Here is an 18,821-nt window from a genome sequence, read left to right on the forward strand (position 1 = left end):
GGTCTATAGGATAACCTTGCCTTCTGCTTTTATTTCATCAACAGCCTGACGAATCAGATCTCTTTCATCCATCTTGTATTTTACGCCTTTAATTTCCTGATAATCTTCATGACCTTTACCAGCAAGAATAATAACATCACCGGCTATGGCATTTTCAATACAATATTTGATAGCTTCTTTTCTGTCTATGATTGCAATATATTCTCCCGGACCTTTCTTTACGCCGGTTATGATATCCTTTAAGATTTCCTCCGGTTCTTCAAATCTAGGATTATCAGAGGTTACAATGGTAAGATCTGCAAGGTTTGAGGAAATTTCACCCATCTCATACCTTCTTAACTTTGAACGGTTACCACCGCAGCCAAAGAGGCATATCAGTCTTTTGGGTTCATATTCCTTAATGGTAGTAAGGAGGCTTTTTAAGGACATGGCATTATGGGCATAATCTATCATCATGGAAAACTTTGAGGATATGGTAACCGGCTCAACTCTTCCCTTTACTTTAACGGATAAAAGTGCCTTCTTTATATTCTCTTCACTGATACCGAAATGCCTGCAGATGGCAATTGCAGTCAGTGAATTATAAACATTGAATTTACCCGGCAGATTTAAGTGAACGGAGTAGTTCAACAGCCCTTTCAGATCATAATTCACACCAAGGCTTCCATCCATAGTGTGAAGGTTTATGTTGCAGGCCATTAAGTCTGCTTCTTTCTCCAGACTGTAAGTTTCAAGCTTACAGGTATGTCCCTTTAATACCTCCTCCATATGGGTATCATCTGCATTGGCAATTCCCACCAGGCACTGTTTAAAGAGAAGCCCCTTGCAAGCCATATATTCTTCAAAATCCTTGTGTTCATCAGGACCGATATGATCCGGCTCAATATTTGTAAAGATACCGTAATCAAAGGTAAAGCCGCCAACTCTTGAGAGCATTAATCCCTGTGAAGAAACCTCCATTACCACTGCTTCGCAACCCTCTTCAACCATTTTTGCAAAGTATTCCTGAATCTGATAGGATTCAGGGGTTGTATTGGCTGCCGGTATGACATTGTCTCCAATAATGACTTCTATGGTTCCCAGAAGTCCTGTCTTGATACCTGCATTTTCCAGGATGGAACGCACCATATAGGAGGTGGTGGTTTTACCTTTGGTTCCGGTGATACCTATGGTCTTAAGCTTTGCCGCCGGGTGGTCAAAGTAGGCAGCTGAAAGCTCCGCCAGTGCCCGTCTGGTATCCTCAACACGGATTACCGTAACTTCTCCGTCAACTTCCACCTCCTGGGAAACCACAAGAACTTTAGCTCCTTTTTCTGTAACCTCCCTGGCAAAATCATGCCCGTCAATTTTAAAGCCTTTGATACATACAAAAACGGAACCTGGCTTTACTTTTCTGGAATCATATACCAGTTCCAGAATTTCCGTATCCAAAGTCCCTCTTACCAGTGTATATTCAGTTTTTTCCAACATTTTCTTAAGCTGCATAAATACCTCCTACATAGCCCTGCTCTACGGCTGAATTATTATAATATATGAAAGGGAAATACTCCTATACCATACTTTGGGCTTCCTTGTATTTTCCAACAGAAAAGCCCATCCAAGCTTACCCGGACGGGCTTTATCTCAAGGTAATAGAATACCCATACTTTTATTCATTATATAACACTGGATTTTCCTTGTCAATGTCGGCTGAGGAGTTGTGCAGGACAAATGGAGAATGAAATACAGAAAGAGATGTTGGGGAAACGGACGATAATTGAGGATTTTGTTTTTTCGTTTTGTTGCTCAATGCTCCGTATGACACTAAAGCGACAGCAGCTGTTCCTGGGAAGCGGAAAAAGTGCCAAACTCGCTGGAACGCTGAGGCTTTGGTAGTTTGCTGCTGCTCAGACACTGGCACTTTTTTCGCTAGTCACGGCTGCTGTCACTTAAGTGTCATATGGAGCCTTTCGATACAAAACGCCAAAACAAAATCCTCAATTATCTGTGTACTCCCATTATTTCCATTATTTAGTTTCAGGTGTTAGGTGTGAGAGGCACTGCACAGTAAATGGATGAAGGATGTTACTGGAAGTGGAAAATGGAGCTTATGGCTATTTCGCAGCTTCTTTATAAGAACAACAGTAATCACTGTAGGTTCTTACAATAATCTTGAACTTGGAGTCAGCCGGAACTACAAAATTTTCTCCTGTTTTGTAAGTGGTATAGGAGGATTCTCCTGGCAGACAGATATCCATTTCTCCTCCCAGGACTTCCATCAGTTCCTCAGCTCCGGTAGCAAATTCATACTCACCTGCCAGCATAAATCCCAGAGTTTTTCTCTCTCCATTCTTAAAATAAATTGTCCGGCTGGTAACCTTTCCGTCAAAATATACATTTGCCTCTTTTACTACATCCACATTTTCAAATTTCATCTTTTAAAGTCCTTTCGATTTATTGGTGCAGGCTTTCATGGCTTCAACTACAGCACTGCGAAAACCCTTTTGCTCCAGTACTCTGACAGCCTCTATGGTAGTACCCCCCGGAGAGCATACCATATCTTTTAATTCACCGGGATGTTTGCCTGTTTCAAGAACCATTTTAGCACTTCCATACACTGCCTGTGCAGCAAACTGGTATGCCTGGGCTCTTGGCATTCCATCTGCTACAGCTGCATCTGCCATTGCTTCGATAAACATAAATACATAAGCCGGTGAACTACCGCTTACAGCTACAACAACATCCATCAATTTCTCAGGTAATACCTCAACCTTACCAAACCCTCTTAGAATCCCGCACACCTGCTCCAGTTCTTTTGCTGTTACCAGGTCATTGCTGCAGACTCCGGTTATACCTTCACCCACCAGCGCAGGAGTATTAGGCATACAGCGGATAACTTTTAATGACCTTCCAAAGGTTTCTGACAACCAGGCAAGGGTTTTACCGGGTGCTATGGTTACTATAATCTGATTATCCTTAATATAATCTTTGATTTCATTAATCACCGCTTCATAATATTGAGGTTTTACCGCTAAAAACAGGATATCTGCTTCATTTACTACAGTCTTGTTATCACTGCTGACCTTAATCTGTAATTGATGCCTGGCTTTTTCCAGTGCCGGTGCATAAGTATCTGAAGCAAAAATATCTTCTGCACTGCAGATCCCATTAGCCGTTATGCCTCCAATCATAGCCACTGCCATATTACCGCAACCGATAAATCCTAATTTCATACCATTTCCTTTCTGTACTTTTTATACCTTGTACAAAGAATAATATACTATTTCACCCATTGTAACAGGGTTATTTCATTAAAATATAATTAAGAATATAACTGTTAATCAAAGCAAAGGCTTTTTCTTCCTTTCTGATATGATAGCCCTATCCCAGAATAACAATATAAAACCTTAAAATAAGCGCTGTGTGCAGCCGTTATATAAATTGTTAAGGTTACAATATCATTAACCAAAGCTTTCCACAATAAAAACTTACGTGATTATAAAAAAAGTGGCATCAGCTCATCTAAATGACTGCCTCGCCACAATAAAAACATCTGCAATAATTCTATATATAACAGTTTTATATACCACATTTCAAACTATAGTCTAAATTATAATTTCTCATATATTTTTTGTCAATTTATAAATTTCCCATAAGTGGAGTCATAATATTTCTGTTTGTTTGATATAAAAAGCAGGTTTCCTTGTAAGTGTATATGAATCAAATAATACATATCCTGTAGAACCTGCATCCTTCTAACCATATGAGTATTTCAAAAGTAGCTGCTGCCTTTTCCTGTTATCTTTTCTGTTATCTTTTCTGTTGTCTTTTCCGTATTTTATTTATCTGTTTTTTATTTTCTGCTTTTTATTTATCTGCTCTGATAGTTTCCAGCATAAATGGTAAAAAGTCTTTGCTATATTGAGTCAGGGAATAGCTTCCTTTGCTAAGGCACCAGTCAGATATTAAAGCCCGCTCACAGAGAGAATAGTATTTTGTCAGTTCCCTGACAGATTTATCTTTTGTAATCTGTCCAAGTTTCTGCCCTTCCTCCATGATATCCGTCACTAGTTTATAATACATTCTGTTCTGGTCCAATAAGTTTGACTGTCCCTTGGAGATAAGCTGCGTGGAATACAAGGAAGAAAGTAAATCCACATCAATGTTCTTCTCAATAAACTGATGCATCTCATAATTCATAAACAAAAGTTTATCATAGCTGCTTAGGTCAGCAGACATCTCCTTCTCCAGCTGCTCATATCTCCGGTCAAAAATGGTAGCCAGCGTATCCAGCAAAGAATCTTTCCGTTCAAAATAATAATAAAAGGTCCCTTTAGATGTTCCGGCAGCTGCAATAATATCCTCCACTGTTGTATCCTCGTAACTTTTTATATGAAACAGCTCCCAGGCTGCATTAACGATTTTTTCCTTGGTACTTATCTGCTCTGACATGAATTCCTCGCATTCTGACATATATGGCAATACATGTCCTATTGTAAACTGATAAACAGTTTAACATAAAATTAAATTTATCACAATACAAAAGGTGTGTAAAAGGTTGTCAAGGGGTATACTGGTATAGAACTAAGGGTTAGGTTGTGGCTGCGGACGATGATTTGGAGTTCTGTTTATCCGTTATGTTGTTCGTGCTTCCTAATTCCACTAAAGTGCCAGTAACTGTTCCTGGCAGAAGCAGCAGTGCCAAACTCGCTGTTTACACTTCGGTGGTTCCAGGTTATCGTGCTCAGACAGTGGCACTGCTGCTTCTAGTCACAGTTTCTGCCACTTAAGTGTCATAAGGAATCCCTCAATACATAACTGCTAAACAGAACTCCAAATCATCTGACTCTTCTTGCTCTGACTATGACCCTTAGAACCTTGAAGTTTGAAGTATTCTTAGATAACTATTAACCAAAGTCCAACTCACCATTAGCAATCTCCTGTTGTACTTCTTCCCTGCTTTTTATTATTATTTTATTTTTTTCTATCTCACTTGATGGAGCAAGTTTAATAAATGCAACATATTTATAATTTAAACTCTCCTCTTAAACTGCAGGAATTGCGCCAAGTCCAGAATAAACCACTGTCTGAGCGTACAACACGCTCCCGCTGTCACAACCAAATATACGCGAGTTTGGTTTATTCCAGACTGCCTTAAGCAATTTCTGCAGTTTTAGTGGAATAAGGGTTCTTCTCCGAACAAAAACGGACAAAGAGCAAGCCGGGTTTTCGTACACTTCCAAAACCTAAAATTCCCCCATCTTATAAAGGAATTGTAAATAGCATTAAACATCTGATTATGTTATACTAAAAATACTTATAAGCACTACATCGAAATTAAATCAACCAAAGTACTGCAACATTGACCGGAAAGGAATAATACTATTATGTTCTTTATTATGGGTATTTCACAAGGAGAAAAAAGACTGTCCTTTCATCAAACCATGGTTTGTAAGGTCTGCGGTAAATTCGGCAGGCTGGAGGTCTTTATGACTTATACTCACTTCACTCTGTTCTTTCTTCCGATATTCCGCTGGAATGTCAAATATTATGCCACTGCTGCCTGCTGTGGTTCCGTATATTTGCTGAATAAGGATTTAGGGAAGAAAATAGCCAGAGGAGAAGAGGTTACCTTAACAGATGAAGACCTGATTAACACCGTACATCAGAGTAATTATGACGGAGATTTGCGCTGCTCACGCTGTGGATATCAATGCAGTTCTGATTTTATATATTGTCCGAAATGCGGTAACAGGCTTCTATAATGAGTGAGTACTTGCCCTAACTTATTAACTTTATATGCAAAAAATTGCCGCAGCACAAAATATTCAGAGAATTAGGACTTCTTATCCCTTGGAATCGAAGCATGAGTTCTTTCTGCTTTGTACAATTCGCCGTCCCCTTGTGAAAAACCAACCCTTTCGCCACTCACCCAATCAAATTCTACCAGTGTAGCATTTTTTACTACTCCTACCCCTTACAGAATCCCCTTGCATCTAACTCATTTCTCTTTATTGCGCCTTAAGAACTTCCATCGCCGCTGCATTTGCCGCATTTGCTTTTTCTGTCAGATCCGGTGCAAGGTCATGAGCATTCACCCCATTGTTTAATACCTCATTCTCAGCACCTGCATATCCTTCTGCAATAAAGGTACCAAATCCCGGTATAATTGTTCCGCCATAAGGTATGGGTTCTTTGCAATTTGCAAGGAAAGCATCAAAATATGGTCCTCTTCCGTAAGCATCGTCTGCTCCGGGGAAGAAGGTTCTCACTTTATCCCAAACTGCAGTACTTAAAGTAATAGGTAGTGCATCCATGGAAAGCTTTGTGCCGTCAGCATTTGACAGTGTACTGTAGGCATCCAGCTTCGCCATCCAGCCTTCTTCGTTCCAGTTCATGAATTTTAACAACTCATAGGCTTCTCTTGGATGTTCAGTAGCAGAAGAAATTCCGCCAAAGTCAAGAGTTCCCATGGAGTGGCTGCTTGTTGTTCCTTTTGCTCTGGGTACATTGTAAGGAACATAAACAAGACCAAGATCTAAGTATTCCTGTGTAGCAAATAAGTTATTGAAAGTCCACCATGCATCGAACTGATAAGCAACCTTACCGGAGTAAGCAGCCCACATGGTTCTGTCACCGAATGCTGCTTCTGCTTCATCTGAATCAAAAGCGGGAGCATGATATTTTCCATTGATAAGCTCAGCCTGCATATTAAGTCCGTCAGCCCAGTTTGTCATGTCAAACTTAGTACCGTCCCATCCGAACTCACCCCATACATTATCATCGGAGGCAACAGGATACCAGGTTACCATAGTTCTGTACTGGTTAAAGCCGTACATTCCCTGCTCGGGAACTGTCATCTTCTTAATGGATTCAACCATATCCTCCCAGGTCCAGTCAGTGGAAGGCATTTCTACATTTAATTTATCAAATACTGTCTTGTTGGCAAATACTACTTCAGGGAAGAATTTAACGGGAGTTGCCCATTTCTTATCTGTTCCGTAATATCCGAATTTTCCATCATTTATGGTTGTAAGAACATTATCTGCTTCCGGATCATTCTCCCAATACTCTGTCATATCACCTAAAAGCTGATTGTTAATAGCAAAATCACACTCACCTAAAATCCAGAAGGCATCAGGCATCTGACCCGTAGCTACCAGATTTAACAAGGAATCATTGTAACCATCCAAAGCAAGGGTAACTACTTCTACCTTGATATTGGGATACTTCTTCATAAACTGTTCTGCCAGGTATTTCGTCAGAACTTCATTCTCCCAGGATACATAAGTTAATGTTATTTCATCCGTTGTCATTGGCGGTAAGGACTTTTCAGCAGCTGCAGCTTCACCATCCCCTTCTGCCGGTGTAGTTTCTGCATCATTTCCCCCATTGTTTGTACTTACTTCCACACCATTTTGTCCGCCAGTGGTATTTTTGTTACCTGAGCTGCAGGCAGCCATTGAAATAACCATAGTAAGTACAAGTAAAAGACTTAATACCTTTTTCATGTTTTGCATTTAAAACATCCTCCTTTTTTGTTTATCCATTTATTAGAATAGAAGCTTTCGCTTCATTATTCTCCTGTGATTCCTGTACGGTCGATACTCTCTACAAAATACTTTTGCAGGAAGACATACATCAGTAACAGCGGCAGAATACTTAACATGGTGCCTGCCATTTTTATGGATTCGTTGATATTCCCCAATTGCTGCTGACTACCCTGATTATATTGTTCATAGATACTCTCAAAGTTCTTTAACTCTACTACAAGGGAGGTCCAGGCATTGGCACTGCTGGTTCCCTTTCCGGATATAAACAGCGTTGTTAAATAAGATTCATTCCAGTACCATACAATGGAAAATAAAAATACTACAAGTATAGCCGGTGCTGCCGACGGCAGGGAGATTCTGAAAAAGGACCTGAAATAACCAGCACCGTCGATATGGGCAGCTTCAATTAATGCCTGGGGCACTTGTTTAAAAAACTGATAAAAAATCAGAATAAAAATCTGTGCTTTAATTCCCTGCCCAAGTAAGGCCGGAAGATTAAAGGCATGGAGCGTTCCAATCAGTTTAAGATTGGTAAACAGTACATAGGTAGGCATCATGGTAACCTGTGCCGGCAATATAAAGGAAAATATCAGGATTGCCAGCATGATTTTCTTACCCCTGAATTCAAACCTTGCAAAACCATAGCCTATCACCGCACAGGTGGCAACCTGCAGCAGTGTGGGCAGTCCGGCAAGGATTATACTGTCCTTTAGTGAATTCCAGAAATTCATAACCTTAAAGGCATTCTTATAATTTCCCAAATAAAATTGTGAAGGAATCCATTTGATAGAAGCATCCAGCAAATCATCCAGGGACATAAGGCTGGTGCTGATCATATATAGCAAAGGATAAAGATATACAAAACCAATACCGATTAACAGGATATATTTAATCAGCATAGGCAGGAAGCCCTGTCTGTCCTTGGAACCCATCATATATTTTTTCAGCTTATCCTTATTAAGTTTGGGAGCCACAAAGTTGACTTTATCGTTTAGTTTCAGCTTATTCGTTTTCAATTGCTTCCCTCCCTTTTTAAGCCTTTTCTGCGTCTTGCCTGCCTGTTCCTTAACTGACGCCTTTCCTTCTCAAGCTTCTGAAGCCGTTTCTTTTCTTTTTTCACTTCTGTTATGTAATTATCTTTTTTATTCCTTAATAGTAATGCAATGAAAATTACCAGAAGGCATACTACCAGGGAATATACCCAGGCTTTAGCGGAAGCAAAGCCATAACCTCTGTTTATTGCGAACATATCATTGTAGATTGAGGTTATGATTACATTCTGTTCGTTATTGGACAGAAAGATTACGGTATAAACTGCATTGAGAAGGATCATCGGTTTGATTGTGGGCAGGGTTATCTTCCAGAAGCATTCCCAGCCGGAACCACCGTCTATCTTAGCCGCTTCATAAAGTGTACTGTCAATCTTTTGAATGGCCGCCAGGAATATGAGTATCTGCACCCCGGAGTACCAAAGCACCATAATCATGTTGTTAAACAGCCCTGCTATGGGTTCTACCAGAAAATTCGGCAGCAGGTCGCCCAATATGGAGGTAATGGCAGTTACATTCATGGCCGGGATGCTGGCAGCTCCCTGATCGGCCAGCTGGGCCATAACCGGTCCGCTCACTACGATAACCGGCAGGAAATAGATTGTTCGAAAGAGTCCCTTACCTTTCATCTTTCCATTTAACAGCATTGCTATAATCAAGGAGAACACCACGATAACCGGTACGGATAACAGGGTATCCAGCAGATAACCGGTAAGGTCCTCCAGGAATAAAGGATCTAATCGAAAGATATCCGTATAATTCTGAAACTTGATAAATTGAAAGACTCTGCCCTTTGGTGTAATTTTGACATTCTGCAAACTGTAGTAAAAGGACTGTATCAAAGGAACAATCAGAAAGACCAATGCTCCTAACATCCAGGGTGCTACAAATACATACCCCATCAGGGATTCTCTTCTTTTTAACTTACTTTTTCTGTTCTTCTTCATTACGGCTCACCTACCTTAAAGGACATGGGCTCTATCTCATAGCCATCTGCCTGGATTGCAGCGGTTGTACTATAATTTACATATACCTTTATGTCGTTGTCATAGGTAACAACTGTCAGGCCATTTGCATACTGTTTGTGGTCCGTTATCATAGCTCCCTCTGTTTTATCATGGACCTCTTTCAGCTCTTTGTAATAGGAAAGGATGTATTCCTTGTATACACTATACTTGGAGCTGTATAAGTCGGAGGAATTGGTATACTGTAAACCTGCAGGATCTTCATAGGTTATGTAGAAGGAGGGGTTGATTCCCATCTCTGCAAGCTTTAAGAAAAATTCCTGCTTATTTGCCTCGAAGTTAATGTATTCCGAATACATAGGCAGCACTCCCTTAAATACAATGGATAGAAAAGGAACCTCTTCATCCGTAAAGATATAATTAGAGGAGGCTGCCGGCATCTCATTGATACCGTCAGAATATTTCCACAGGAACTCGAAAGGTTTTTCCAGTACCAGACTAAAGTCCGTATCCAGCTCCTTTACTGCAGCCTCATAGCTGCCAGCAGTATTCACTCTGGAATATACCGTTCCTTTATTTGAATAAGTAAACAGGATGTTACTGATACCGCTTAACATAAGATTCTTAATCTCACTCTTCTTATAGGAAGCAGCGGAGGTTCTAAGAGTCTCTGCTGTTCGTGAAGGTGTTAAATAACGAAAACTGCTAAATACATCCTTATAGGAATTTTCCTGATAAACCCTCTTGGTAATCTGTTTCATAATATTAAAGTTGGCATTTCGCAGGGCTGGATTAATCCTGAGTGCATCCTGTGCAAGATAGATATCAATTCCCTGCTCTTTGGACTCCCTGATAAGCTTCGTCAGTGCTTTCGTACCACCGATATCTCCGTCTGCTTTATAGGAAGTAACCGGTACTGCATTGATTCCGCCTTTCTGCCAGCCTTTATAGACAGTAAAGATATCGGTAACCCCCTCTGCTCTTAAATCCTGATACATGGAACGGATATTATCAACGGTTGTCATGGTGACATTTCGTTTGAAGATCAGCCAGTTCTCTTTGTCAATTCCTAAAAAATCCAGCCTTATCTTAAAATCATCCTCTTTTTTAACAAGCTCACCGGCATTCAGCAGATATTCTCTGTAGCTTAATGCCAGACCGGTATAATCAGCTTTCTCACCGGATACAAAACGGTAATGGATACGGATGTCAAATTCATTACGTTTTGCCTGTCTTGTAACCACAGAGCCTTCTTTGTTACCCGTAGGCTGTGTGTAGATCTGCCTCAGCACGAATTTAGAACAGATCCAGTTATAATCTGTGTAAGCTCCATTGGGATAAGCTTCTATCTTGGCACTGTAGTCACCGCTTTCGATAATTCCCAGATACCCCATTCCAGAATCCGTATGTACCATACCAAACACCGGAGCCATAATCTTTTCAGCTTCATTTACACTTTGATATTCACCCCAAAGCAGGGATAAGGTATAGGCTTCATCAAGACCTGCATTCATTCCATAAACATACTGGGAGAAGTTGGAGGAGAATCTTCCTTCATTATCCTCCAGATAGATTAAAGCTCCGTTTCCGTCAGGGATGAACATATATCCCTTTCGTTCCCCTAAATAGGTATTGCCTAAGAAAGGGTACACATAGATTTCACCGATTTTATACTCCTCAGAGGTTTCTTCAATGGAATCAGAGGGAATTTCCGCCGTATAACCATCCTCTGTAAGAGTTACTTCCAGCTGGAACTTAATACCGTACTCTTTTAAGGATACTTTAGCAAGAAAACCGTCCTCCTTGAGAGTGACCTCCTTCTCGGCCTTTCGTATATCCACGGTAGTAGGAACAATATTTATTCCTTTTAACACCTGAAGTACTACACCGGATTTCATAAAAGACTGCCAGGCAGCATTACTTTTACCGTCATCCTCTTCCACAATGGATTCCATAACTGCACCGGTTTTTTTGTCACGGATAATAATAGACAGAGCTTCTTCTTTAAAATACATCTGATAATTATTATTTTCTGCTATCAGCTGATGTCCCTTCAAGGTATTACCGGGATTGTTCACAATCACCTCATCTGTTACCTGTCCTGAGGCGGAGTAATCCGATTTGACCTTGCTGTTATCAGAAAGTTTTAGTGTCTCACTGGCAGTATAGGAGGTACTTTGCAAAACACTGTCAGAACTACCGGATACTGCTTTTATCTGCTTTGAAAGCAATGCACTGACAGAGCAGACTGCAAGCAATGCACAAGCAGCTATAACAACCGCCTGCTTTTTGTTCTTTCTTATCTTTTTATTCAAGCCGATACACCACCTCTCCGTAAATTGCCTGCGCGAAATCTTTTACCTGAGACACTAATACATACAGGATAAATAACAATAACGCTGCAATCAGTGCACAGAAAAAGGTAAGAAGAATAACCTTAACGGTTTCTTTTACTGTGTAATTATTAATTTCCTTTACCGCTAAGAACAGCAGTATAATCACCCAGGTATACATACAGAAGTTAGAAAACCTCACCAGGAATACCTCATTATAAGTAATGATATTACTTATAATTACAACCAGAGGTTTTATTATCATGTAAGGTCCGAGTGCATATACAAATGCCGTATATAACTGTTTAAAGGTACCTTCGCCGTCATTTATGGTACTGATCAGATAGGTACAGGCTGTCATAAGAAGAAAAATTCCAAGCAGATACAGCACATCAGTAAAGATATCATATCTGCCGTCCATCACCGTTTTCAGTATAAAGCCGGTAGCATACTTGTTCACCAGATACACTACCATAAACACTGCCAGCAGGATATTCGCACTGGCATATGAAGCTTTCGCTTCTCTTCTCACACCATAACAGCCGTCTATTGGATGTTTCATAAAATACCTTGTATAATTCAATCTGCCTATGAGGGGTTTATGAAATAGCTTATCCTTAAGGGCTAGTGCAGAGGAAAAGGTCTTCCGTTTCTTTTGCAGGTACTTAACTCCCTTCCTCAGGAAAAAGAGTCCAAGCAGTATTCCAACACCGGGAATCAGATTCTTATTCAGCCATACATTTCTAACTTCCCAAAATGCATCGGAATATCCCTGAAAGTCCTTTGCCATTCTAAAATATTTCAAAGCCAGAGTATAATTTTCTTCCTGCAGATAAGCCTGACCCATTGCCATGTTTGCATAATCGAACAGGCTGTTCATATCCAGGATACGGTTTAATGGCTCCTTGCTTTTGGTATATTCACCATTCTGATACAGATATAGTGCTTCATGAACAAGGTCAGTAAATTCCGTGGTCTCAAATACCTGAATCTCGTTTTTCTCCTGGTCCAGTACATAGAGACGATTATTTTTGTCTACTCCGATAGCTGCGGCTTTTTGGAATAGTCCGATTCTAAGGCGTCCCGAATCCTTTCCCCCGAATATAAACAGGGTACTGCCGTTCTTGTTATATTCGTACACATAACCGTCTTCTGACAGCATATAGATATTTTCGTAATTTCCCACTGTTACTGCTGTAGGCAATAGATCATAGCTATCCGGTTCCAGCAGATTCTTACCGGCTACATTCAGTTTCTTTAAAGAATACGTACCGACTCCCTGGGTAGTGGTATATACCATACCCTTCTTATCAATCATCAGATTGTTAGGAGTAGGAGGCAGATTCTTCGGCAGCTTTGCTAACTGTTCATCGGTAAGTACGATTCTTCTGAAAATGTCCAGTAAACTGGTGGAAGTCATATTGGTACCAAAGTACCCTAAGAAGGTTCCCCCTTCTGTGGGGCTTATCTGCACAATACCGTTGGTATTACCTTCGCAGATGATATACATGATACCCTTGGAATCCACTGCAATTTTCTGTGGTTTGAAGGCCATCTCCTCACCATAGAGAGGATGTTCCGGTTTCGTATACTCTTTGATAACCTCATCAGCATTGTTAAAAATAACAACTTTTCCCGCTTCCTTGTCAGCTACATACAACGTCTTGTCAGCTGTAACAAAGATACCCGTAGGAGTTTTCAAGGTACCTTCTCCGTATACCCGAAGGAAATTACCCTCCATGTCGGATACCAGCACTCTTTTGCCTTCCGTATCGGCTATGTATATCTCATCCCCCAGGATTTTCATATCCATTGCCCCTTTAAAGGACAGGTCTCCGACTTTTGTGATGGATGAAAGGGGCACATAGGCAGTCTGGGTTTCCACGATTCTGCCGTAGCCATCCTGGGTAAAGGTCTTATAAGGTGTTTCTGCAAACACCGTTATCCCAGGCAGCCACATGCATATAATCAGGCACAGGGAAAGAAGTACTAATTTTTGTTTCAGGCCTCTTCGCAGCAATTTATTACACATAATACAATCTCCTCCACTTCTTATCCTCTCTATTTAATACCCGAATGTGCCATTGTGTTCATTACGTTACGCTGCAGTATGATAAACAGAATAAGGTTCGGAATAAACATAATCAGTGAGGCTGCTGCTGCCATACCCTGACCAGCAATGGTATTACTGCTGGTGGCGCTGGTCAAGGTACTCATATAAAAGGCCAGAGTCCGCAGTCCGTCATTGCTGATATAATAAGTAGAGCTCTGGAGATCTCCCCATACCTGCTGGAAAGCCAGGAGAGCTCCTGTTGCAATTGCAGGTCTGATCAGCGGAAGAATAATTTTTCTATATACTCTGAAATCACTGGCTCCGTCAATATAGGCAGCTTCAATTAAGGCATCCGGAACCTGGTCAATGAACTGTTTAATAAGGAACAGACATACCGGCATGGAAATCAGAGGCAGGATGTGTGCAAGATAGGTATTTGTAATCCCAAGTGTATTGATGGTCAAATATCTTGGAATCATAACTGCAATGGGAACGAACATCAGTGCAGCATTGTTAAGTTCCATAATTGCAAATTTTCCCTTAAAGCGGAGTTTTGATAAAGCAAAACCCGCCATGGTGGAAAGAACCACTGATCCCAGCACTACCAGTACAGTAACAAATACAGTATTAAATACATACCGGCTTAAGGGTATACCGGATGTCCTTGCTGTCCGAAACAGATTTTCAAAATTATCAAGACTGGGTCTTGATACAAAAAATCTGGGAGGATAAGCAAACAATTCATCCATGGGTTTGAAGGCGTGACAAAATATAAATATAATAGGAAATAACATAAACAGAGCAAGGGGTAAAACCATAAGTATGATCTTGATCTGTCCTCTTTCAAATTTCTTCGGATTTATCCTGCTGCCTTTGTATCTGGCCATTCTTTACTCCTCCTCTCTACTCTGACTGAAATAACCGCTTGGAAACTGTGGAGAATAGATAAACGATTCCTAACAGCACTACGGATACAGCCGCAGCATATCCCATTTCATAACGGATAAAGCCATAATCCTCGATGTGGTTTACGATGAGCTGTCCTGCATATCCCGGCGTTGGATTGGCTCCTGCCAGCTGCACTCCGATTGCACCGTTTTGAAAAGCTCCTACAATAGTCATAACCGCTGCAAAGAGCATCTGAGGTTTCATAGTAGGGATTGTTATATAAATCATTTCCTGAAAACGATTCTTGACACCGTCAATTGCAGCTGCTTCATACAGGCTTTCGTCTGAATTTAAGATACCTGCCAGAATAGCCAGAAAACCAACCCCCATACTGCTCCATAAACCGATAAGAATAATAATCGGAAGCAGGAAGCGGACATCCGTCAGCCAGCGGATGGGTTCTGTGAGAATACCGGCATTGATCAGCCAGGCATTAATATAACCTGTCTGATCCCCGCTGAATAATATCTTCCAAAGAGAGGTCATGGCAACACCGGCGGTTATAGAAGGGGAGTATAAAATCAATGCCAGTATGGTTCTCGGTCCCGGTGAGAGCTGTGCCAATGCCCAAGCCAGCAAAAAGGACAGAGCATATCCTCCGGGGCCGACGATTAGGGCATAGGTCACTGTATTGGGCAATACATATTGCATAAATATCTCATCTTTGGTCAAAAGGGTTATGTAATTCATGAAACCTACGAAATTCGGTTTTTCCAGTGTATTAAAATTGGTAAAGGATAATCCAATAGCAATGGCGATGGGAACGACGATAAATATTATAAACAGTATCAGGTATGGTCCTAAAAATACATAGGCCTGCTTGTTACCATATTCTTTTCTGGCAATTTTACTTCTTTTTTTCATCTCTATACCATTAATGCCTTTCTTTTATTCTTGTGTCCCGCTTTCCTGTCCTGACAATATCTGTCGTACAGTCTCGATATCCGGCACTGCATATTCCTTAAGAACTGTGCCGTCCTCTGACAGGTACCCGAATTCCATCAGCTTTCGCTCTGTTTCCCTGTCAATTCTTTTTACGGAAGAATCAATGGTAGTTCTCAGATCTTTACCGTCTATTACTACTTTGTTATAGGAATTGCTCAGTTCACGCTCTACCATATAGGTTCCCAGGATTCTTGGAGCTTCCAGCATCCATTCTGTCTGCTCCAGAATGACCTTCTTGTCTTCCGATTTCCAGGGGAGCTCGTTAAAGGCTTCCGTATTGGCAGTATTCCAGATATATTCATCACCATAGGTAACCTGCAGGGTCTGACCGAACTCTACCTGTGTCTCTTTATCCGTCCACCATTTCAGATATTCCCAGGCCATTTCTTCACGCTCTTTCGTACTGTTAAAAATTACACAGCTCTCAGCACCACCGGAAGCATAACGTTTGACTTCTCCGCTCTCATCCTCCACACCTGGTACCAAAGCGATATCCCAGGAATTTGCTATTTCCGGTGCGGCATTGGTAAGGAGGTTATACATGTTATACTCAGCAATTCCGATTGGCATATCTCCGTTCCTGAAATGCTGATAAAAGCTCGGAACATCTGCCGGCAGATTATAGATGGTAAATAACTCTGTCAGCTCCGTTAGTCCTTTCATTGCCTTGTCGCTGTTGACCATGGTATCACCGGCAGTCTTACCATAAAGTGAAGCACCATATTGAAATAAGAGCGGTGTAGTTCCATGAAAGGTCTTTAATGATGACATACCGGCAGTGGGATAATAGAAGTTTAATCCTCTCATCTGAAGTTCCGGTAACATTTCCTTTACCTCCTGAATGGTATTTGGCACCTCCAGGCCTAATTTATTTAAAATATCTGTTCTGTAATATAAAACCCAGAAATTTATGGTCTCCGGCACTGCATAGATACCATCTCCTATGACAGAAGGGATTAAAAGTCCTTCCGTACTTCTGGATAAAACCTCCCTGTAATCCTCAAATTCCGTCAGGTCCTTTATGGCACCTCTGATACCAAGTTCAAAGGGTATGGAATAATTTATGGATGCAGCAACATCAGGTGCTTCTCCGGAAGCATTGGCAAGCACCAGCTTGTTCTGATCCGGCATAATGGAGACGTCCACTTTGATCCCGGTCGTTGGTGTAAACTCTTCATCAATCATCTTCTGCAGAATTTCCACATGCTGCCTGGAGCGGTTTACCCATACCTGCAGATGTTCTTTATCCACACTTGCGGAAGAATAAGCCTGATTGGTAAAGGAGGAGAAAAATCTTGAAACATTTAAATAAATGCTTTTAAAGAAACCTGCTCCTTTGGGAAGTTTCGCATCCTCCTGATAAATATAGATTTTGTCAAGACTTAAAGCATTACGATTCACTGTATCGATAAGGTTTGCCAGATACTGTGTAACGGAGTTGGTACTCTGTGCCAGTTCGTTGATTCTGTATGGAATGTTGTTTGGCTCCTTGGCAAGGCTTCGTAAGCGGCTGGAGGCAACACTTAAAGGTGAAAAAGCGGCAATTTTCTTAACCTTCGGATTATATATTTTTACACCGTCCTGTAATGCTTCTAACTGCTCTGCCCAGTTTATCAGCCTTTCCTGTACATCAGGTATGTATTTTACCAAATTAAGATCCCTGTACTTGTCTTTGTTCTTACCCGCCACTTTTGTAATTTCAAGGGCAAGATCGTTAATCTCACTCATAATACGGTCTACGGTCTCCAATACATTTCTTGTATTATCACCGTTTATGGTCAGGGTCAGGGTATGGGGTCCTGCCTCCAGATAAACAGAAGCATTGTCCTTGTTCTCATTCTTTACCGTCATATTCTTATAGCTTCTGGTGTAAGCAAAGGGATAGGCCTTAAATAGTGTTTCCAGAAGTTTTCCGTCAATCAGGATATCCGCAAACACCGGAAAATCCGCTTTATCCGATTGTTTATAGGCAAAGCCGATATTATACCAGCCTGCCTGCTCTGTGTTGAATTCATAGGTTACCGACTGTCCTGCCTCTTTAAAGGAAGCACCGTCTAAAATATTAAGAACCTTATTGGAAGTCTTATAAGGAGTCAGGGCTGTATCGAATTCAGAACTTGGCCTGATGGAGGAATCGTTACGGTAAGCAGCATCTTCTGCTTCTACGATAATCAGATTATTCCCCTCAGCCGGTTCCCTTTGTACCTCCTCCAAAACCTGGGGTTCTGCTTCCAGATAGATATTTCCGAGGAGGATGCTCCCTTCCGATACGGTCAGGTCTAACTGGTTTTCCCCTTTTTTAAGTTCTACTGCCAAAGGTGTGGAATAACGGTAACTGGCATCCATTATGTATTTATTTTCCCAACGGACTAATTTATCCGGAACGGATACAAGCTCATTACCATACCGGTCGTAGCTGATCTCACCTTTGTCCACCCAGGTATTTTCAAATACCAGACGGCTTGCTTCGTAAAAAGGGACTTCTCCGTTGACGGAAAGAGTCATCTGAACAGGCAGTATGGAATCCGAATCATTCAGATAGTCAAAGCTGATACAGTAAACTGCATCCTCCGGCGCATCAATTAGAAAAGAACCGGTTTCACCAATCTTTAGATTAAGCACCTTATTTCTGTATTGATAGGTATCCGTCACCAGACTGCCGCCTGAGCCTTCTACATAGGCTTCTTCCATGGAAAATTCCTGTTTTTCTCCCTTATATGCGCTATAGGTGTAATTTTGACTGACAACCGTATAATTTCTTCCAATCATATCATTGGTGTATTCTGCATTTGCGGAAGTACCTGCTGTCTCCTGACTGTTTTCCTTTTTTGCAAAGCCGGTTATACTGCCGGACATGACGGCAGTCATAACTGTCAAAGCAATAAAACGGCTTAACTTCTTGCGCCTCATTCCTAGTCCCTCCATACATTATTGTTTTTGCTAATGGAAACTTGACATCTGAATACTTCATCTAAATTATTTTAGTTTTTACTACA

At 41.0% G+C, this 18,821-nt stretch carries 14 protein-coding genes; 2 read left to right on the forward strand and 12 right to left on the reverse strand.

From position 1 onward, the window contains the following. Positions 1-3: 3 nt before the first annotated feature. The 4 genes from BR73_RS0118420 to BR73_RS0118435 form a co-directional block, all read right to left on the reverse strand. Complete coding sequence (locus BR73_RS0118420; RefSeq protein ID WP_033166744.1) at positions 4-1,485, reverse strand: UDP-N-acetylmuramoyl-L-alanyl-D-glutamate--2,6-diaminopimelate ligase; 1,482 nt, start codon at positions 1,483-1,485, stop codon at positions 4-6. 608 nt (positions 1,486-2,093) lie between these two features. Beyond that, on the reverse strand, positions 2,094-2,414 hold the full coding sequence (locus BR73_RS0118425) for a pyrimidine/purine nucleoside phosphorylase (RefSeq protein WP_033166745.1): 321 nt from the start codon (positions 2,412-2,414) through the stop codon (positions 2,094-2,096). Between the two features lie 3 nt (positions 2,415-2,417). After that, positions 2,418-3,212 carry a pyrroline-5-carboxylate reductase gene (gene proC / locus BR73_RS0118430; RefSeq protein ID WP_033166746.1) on the reverse strand — a complete coding sequence of 265 codons (795 nt, stop codon included), beginning with the start codon at positions 3,210-3,212 and terminating at the stop codon, positions 2,418-2,420. A 634-nt stretch (positions 3,213-3,846) separates the two neighbouring features. Then, on the reverse strand, positions 3,847-4,431 hold the full coding sequence (locus tag BR73_RS0118435) for a TetR/AcrR family transcriptional regulator (protein WP_033166747.1): 585 nt from the start codon (positions 4,429-4,431) through the stop codon (positions 3,847-3,849). A gap of 146 nt (positions 4,432-4,577) precedes the next feature. Here BR73_RS0118435 and BR73_RS28840 point away from each other — a divergent pair, with 146 nt between their 5' ends. Together BR73_RS28840 and BR73_RS0118440 are read left to right on the forward strand one after the other, a co-directional pair. Beyond that, on the forward strand, positions 4,578-4,769 hold the full coding sequence (locus BR73_RS28840) for a hypothetical protein (protein ID WP_156034760.1): 192 nt from the start codon (positions 4,578-4,580) through the stop codon (positions 4,767-4,769). 597 nt (positions 4,770-5,366) lie between these two features. Continuing rightward, positions 5,367-5,744, forward strand: a complete 378-nt coding sequence (locus BR73_RS0118440; RefSeq protein WP_033166748.1) for a zinc ribbon domain-containing protein — start codon at positions 5,367-5,369, stop codon at positions 5,742-5,744. 246 nt (positions 5,745-5,990) lie between these two features. Here BR73_RS0118440 and BR73_RS0118445 read toward each other — a convergent pair whose 3' ends face one another. The 8 genes from BR73_RS0118445 to BR73_RS0118480 are packed head-to-tail and all read right to left on the reverse strand — an operon-like array spanning position 5,991 to position 18,735. After that, positions 5,991-7,499: an extracellular solute-binding protein gene (locus BR73_RS0118445; protein ID WP_033166749.1), complete on the reverse strand. Its 1,509-nt coding sequence runs from the start codon at positions 7,497-7,499 to the stop codon at positions 5,991-5,993. Between the two features lie 56 nt (positions 7,500-7,555). Beyond that, complete coding sequence (locus BR73_RS0118450) at positions 7,556-8,548, reverse strand: carbohydrate ABC transporter permease (protein WP_033166750.1); 993 nt, start codon at positions 8,546-8,548, stop codon at positions 7,556-7,558. Next, entirely contained in the window at positions 8,545-9,528 is a 984-nt protein-coding gene (locus tag BR73_RS0118455) for a sugar ABC transporter permease (protein WP_033166751.1), read from the reverse strand. Before BR73_RS0118455 ends, BR73_RS0118450 begins: the two co-directional genes overlap by 4 nt. Then, positions 9,528-11,861 carry a DUF5696 domain-containing protein gene (locus tag BR73_RS0118460; RefSeq protein ID WP_051685304.1) on the reverse strand — a complete coding sequence of 778 codons (2,334 nt, stop codon included), beginning with the start codon at positions 11,859-11,861 and terminating at the stop codon, positions 9,528-9,530. The genes BR73_RS0118455 and BR73_RS0118460 overlap by 1 nt, the downstream gene beginning before the upstream one ends. Beyond that, on the reverse strand, positions 11,854-13,911 hold the full coding sequence (locus BR73_RS0118465) for a YIP1 family protein (RefSeq protein ID WP_033166752.1): 2,058 nt from the start codon (positions 13,909-13,911) through the stop codon (positions 11,854-11,856). The genes BR73_RS0118460 and BR73_RS0118465 overlap by 8 nt, the downstream gene beginning before the upstream one ends. 29 nt (positions 13,912-13,940) lie before the next feature. Further along, a complete protein-coding gene (locus tag BR73_RS0118470; RefSeq protein WP_033166753.1) occupies positions 13,941-14,819 on the reverse strand; it encodes a carbohydrate ABC transporter permease in 879 nt (292 codons plus the stop codon). 16 nt (positions 14,820-14,835) lie between these two features. Beyond that, positions 14,836-15,744: a sugar ABC transporter permease gene (locus BR73_RS0118475; RefSeq protein ID WP_051685305.1), complete on the reverse strand. Its 909-nt coding sequence runs from the start codon at positions 15,742-15,744 to the stop codon at positions 14,836-14,838. A gap of 24 nt (positions 15,745-15,768) precedes the next feature. Continuing rightward, positions 15,769-18,735, reverse strand: coding sequence for an extracellular solute-binding protein (locus BR73_RS0118480; protein WP_051685306.1), 2,967 nt, complete (start codon positions 18,733-18,735; stop codon positions 15,769-15,771). Between the last annotated feature and the right edge of the window lie 86 nt (positions 18,736-18,821).

Origin of the sequence: Clostridium sp. KNHs205 (assembly GCF_000702945.1) — a bacterium.
GTDB lineage: Bacteria > Bacillota > Clostridia > Lachnospirales > Lachnospiraceae > Anaerocolumna.

Excerpts from the sequence above, each read along its gene's own strand:
- BR73_RS0118420 (WP_033166744.1), bottom strand. The coding sequence starts at position 1,485 with ATGCAGCTTAAGAAAATGTTGGAAAAAACTGAATATACACTGGTAAGA.
- BR73_RS0118425 (WP_033166745.1), bottom strand. The coding sequence starts at position 2,414 with ATGAAATTTGAAAATGTGGATGTAGTAAAAGAGGCAAATGTATATTTT.
- proC (WP_033166746.1), bottom strand. The coding sequence starts at position 3,212 with ATGAAATTAGGATTTATCGGTTGCGGTAATATGGCAGTGGCTATGATT.
- BR73_RS0118435 (WP_033166747.1), bottom strand. The coding sequence starts at position 4,431 with ATGTCAGAGCAGATAAGTACCAAGGAAAAAATCGTTAATGCAGCCTGG.
- BR73_RS0118440 (WP_033166748.1), top strand. The coding sequence starts at position 5,367 with ATGTTCTTTATTATGGGTATTTCACAAGGAGAAAAAAGACTGTCCTTT.
- BR73_RS0118445 (WP_033166749.1), bottom strand. The coding sequence starts at position 7,499 with ATGCAAAACATGAAAAAGGTATTAAGTCTTTTACTTGTACTTACTATG.
- BR73_RS0118455 (WP_033166751.1), bottom strand. The coding sequence starts at position 9,528 with ATGAAGAAGAACAGAAAAAGTAAGTTAAAAAGAAGAGAATCCCTGATG.
- BR73_RS0118465 (WP_033166752.1), bottom strand. The coding sequence starts at position 13,911 with ATGTGTAATAAATTGCTGCGAAGAGGCCTGAAACAAAAATTAGTACTT.
- BR73_RS0118470 (WP_033166753.1), bottom strand. The coding sequence starts at position 14,819 with ATGGCCAGATACAAAGGCAGCAGGATAAATCCGAAGAAATTTGAAAGA.
- BR73_RS0118475 (WP_051685305.1), bottom strand. The coding sequence starts at position 15,744 with ATGAAAAAAAGAAGTAAAATTGCCAGAAAAGAATATGGTAACAAGCAG.
- BR73_RS0118480 (WP_051685306.1), bottom strand. The coding sequence starts at position 18,735 with ATGAGGCGCAAGAAGTTAAGCCGTTTTATTGCTTTGACAGTTATGACT.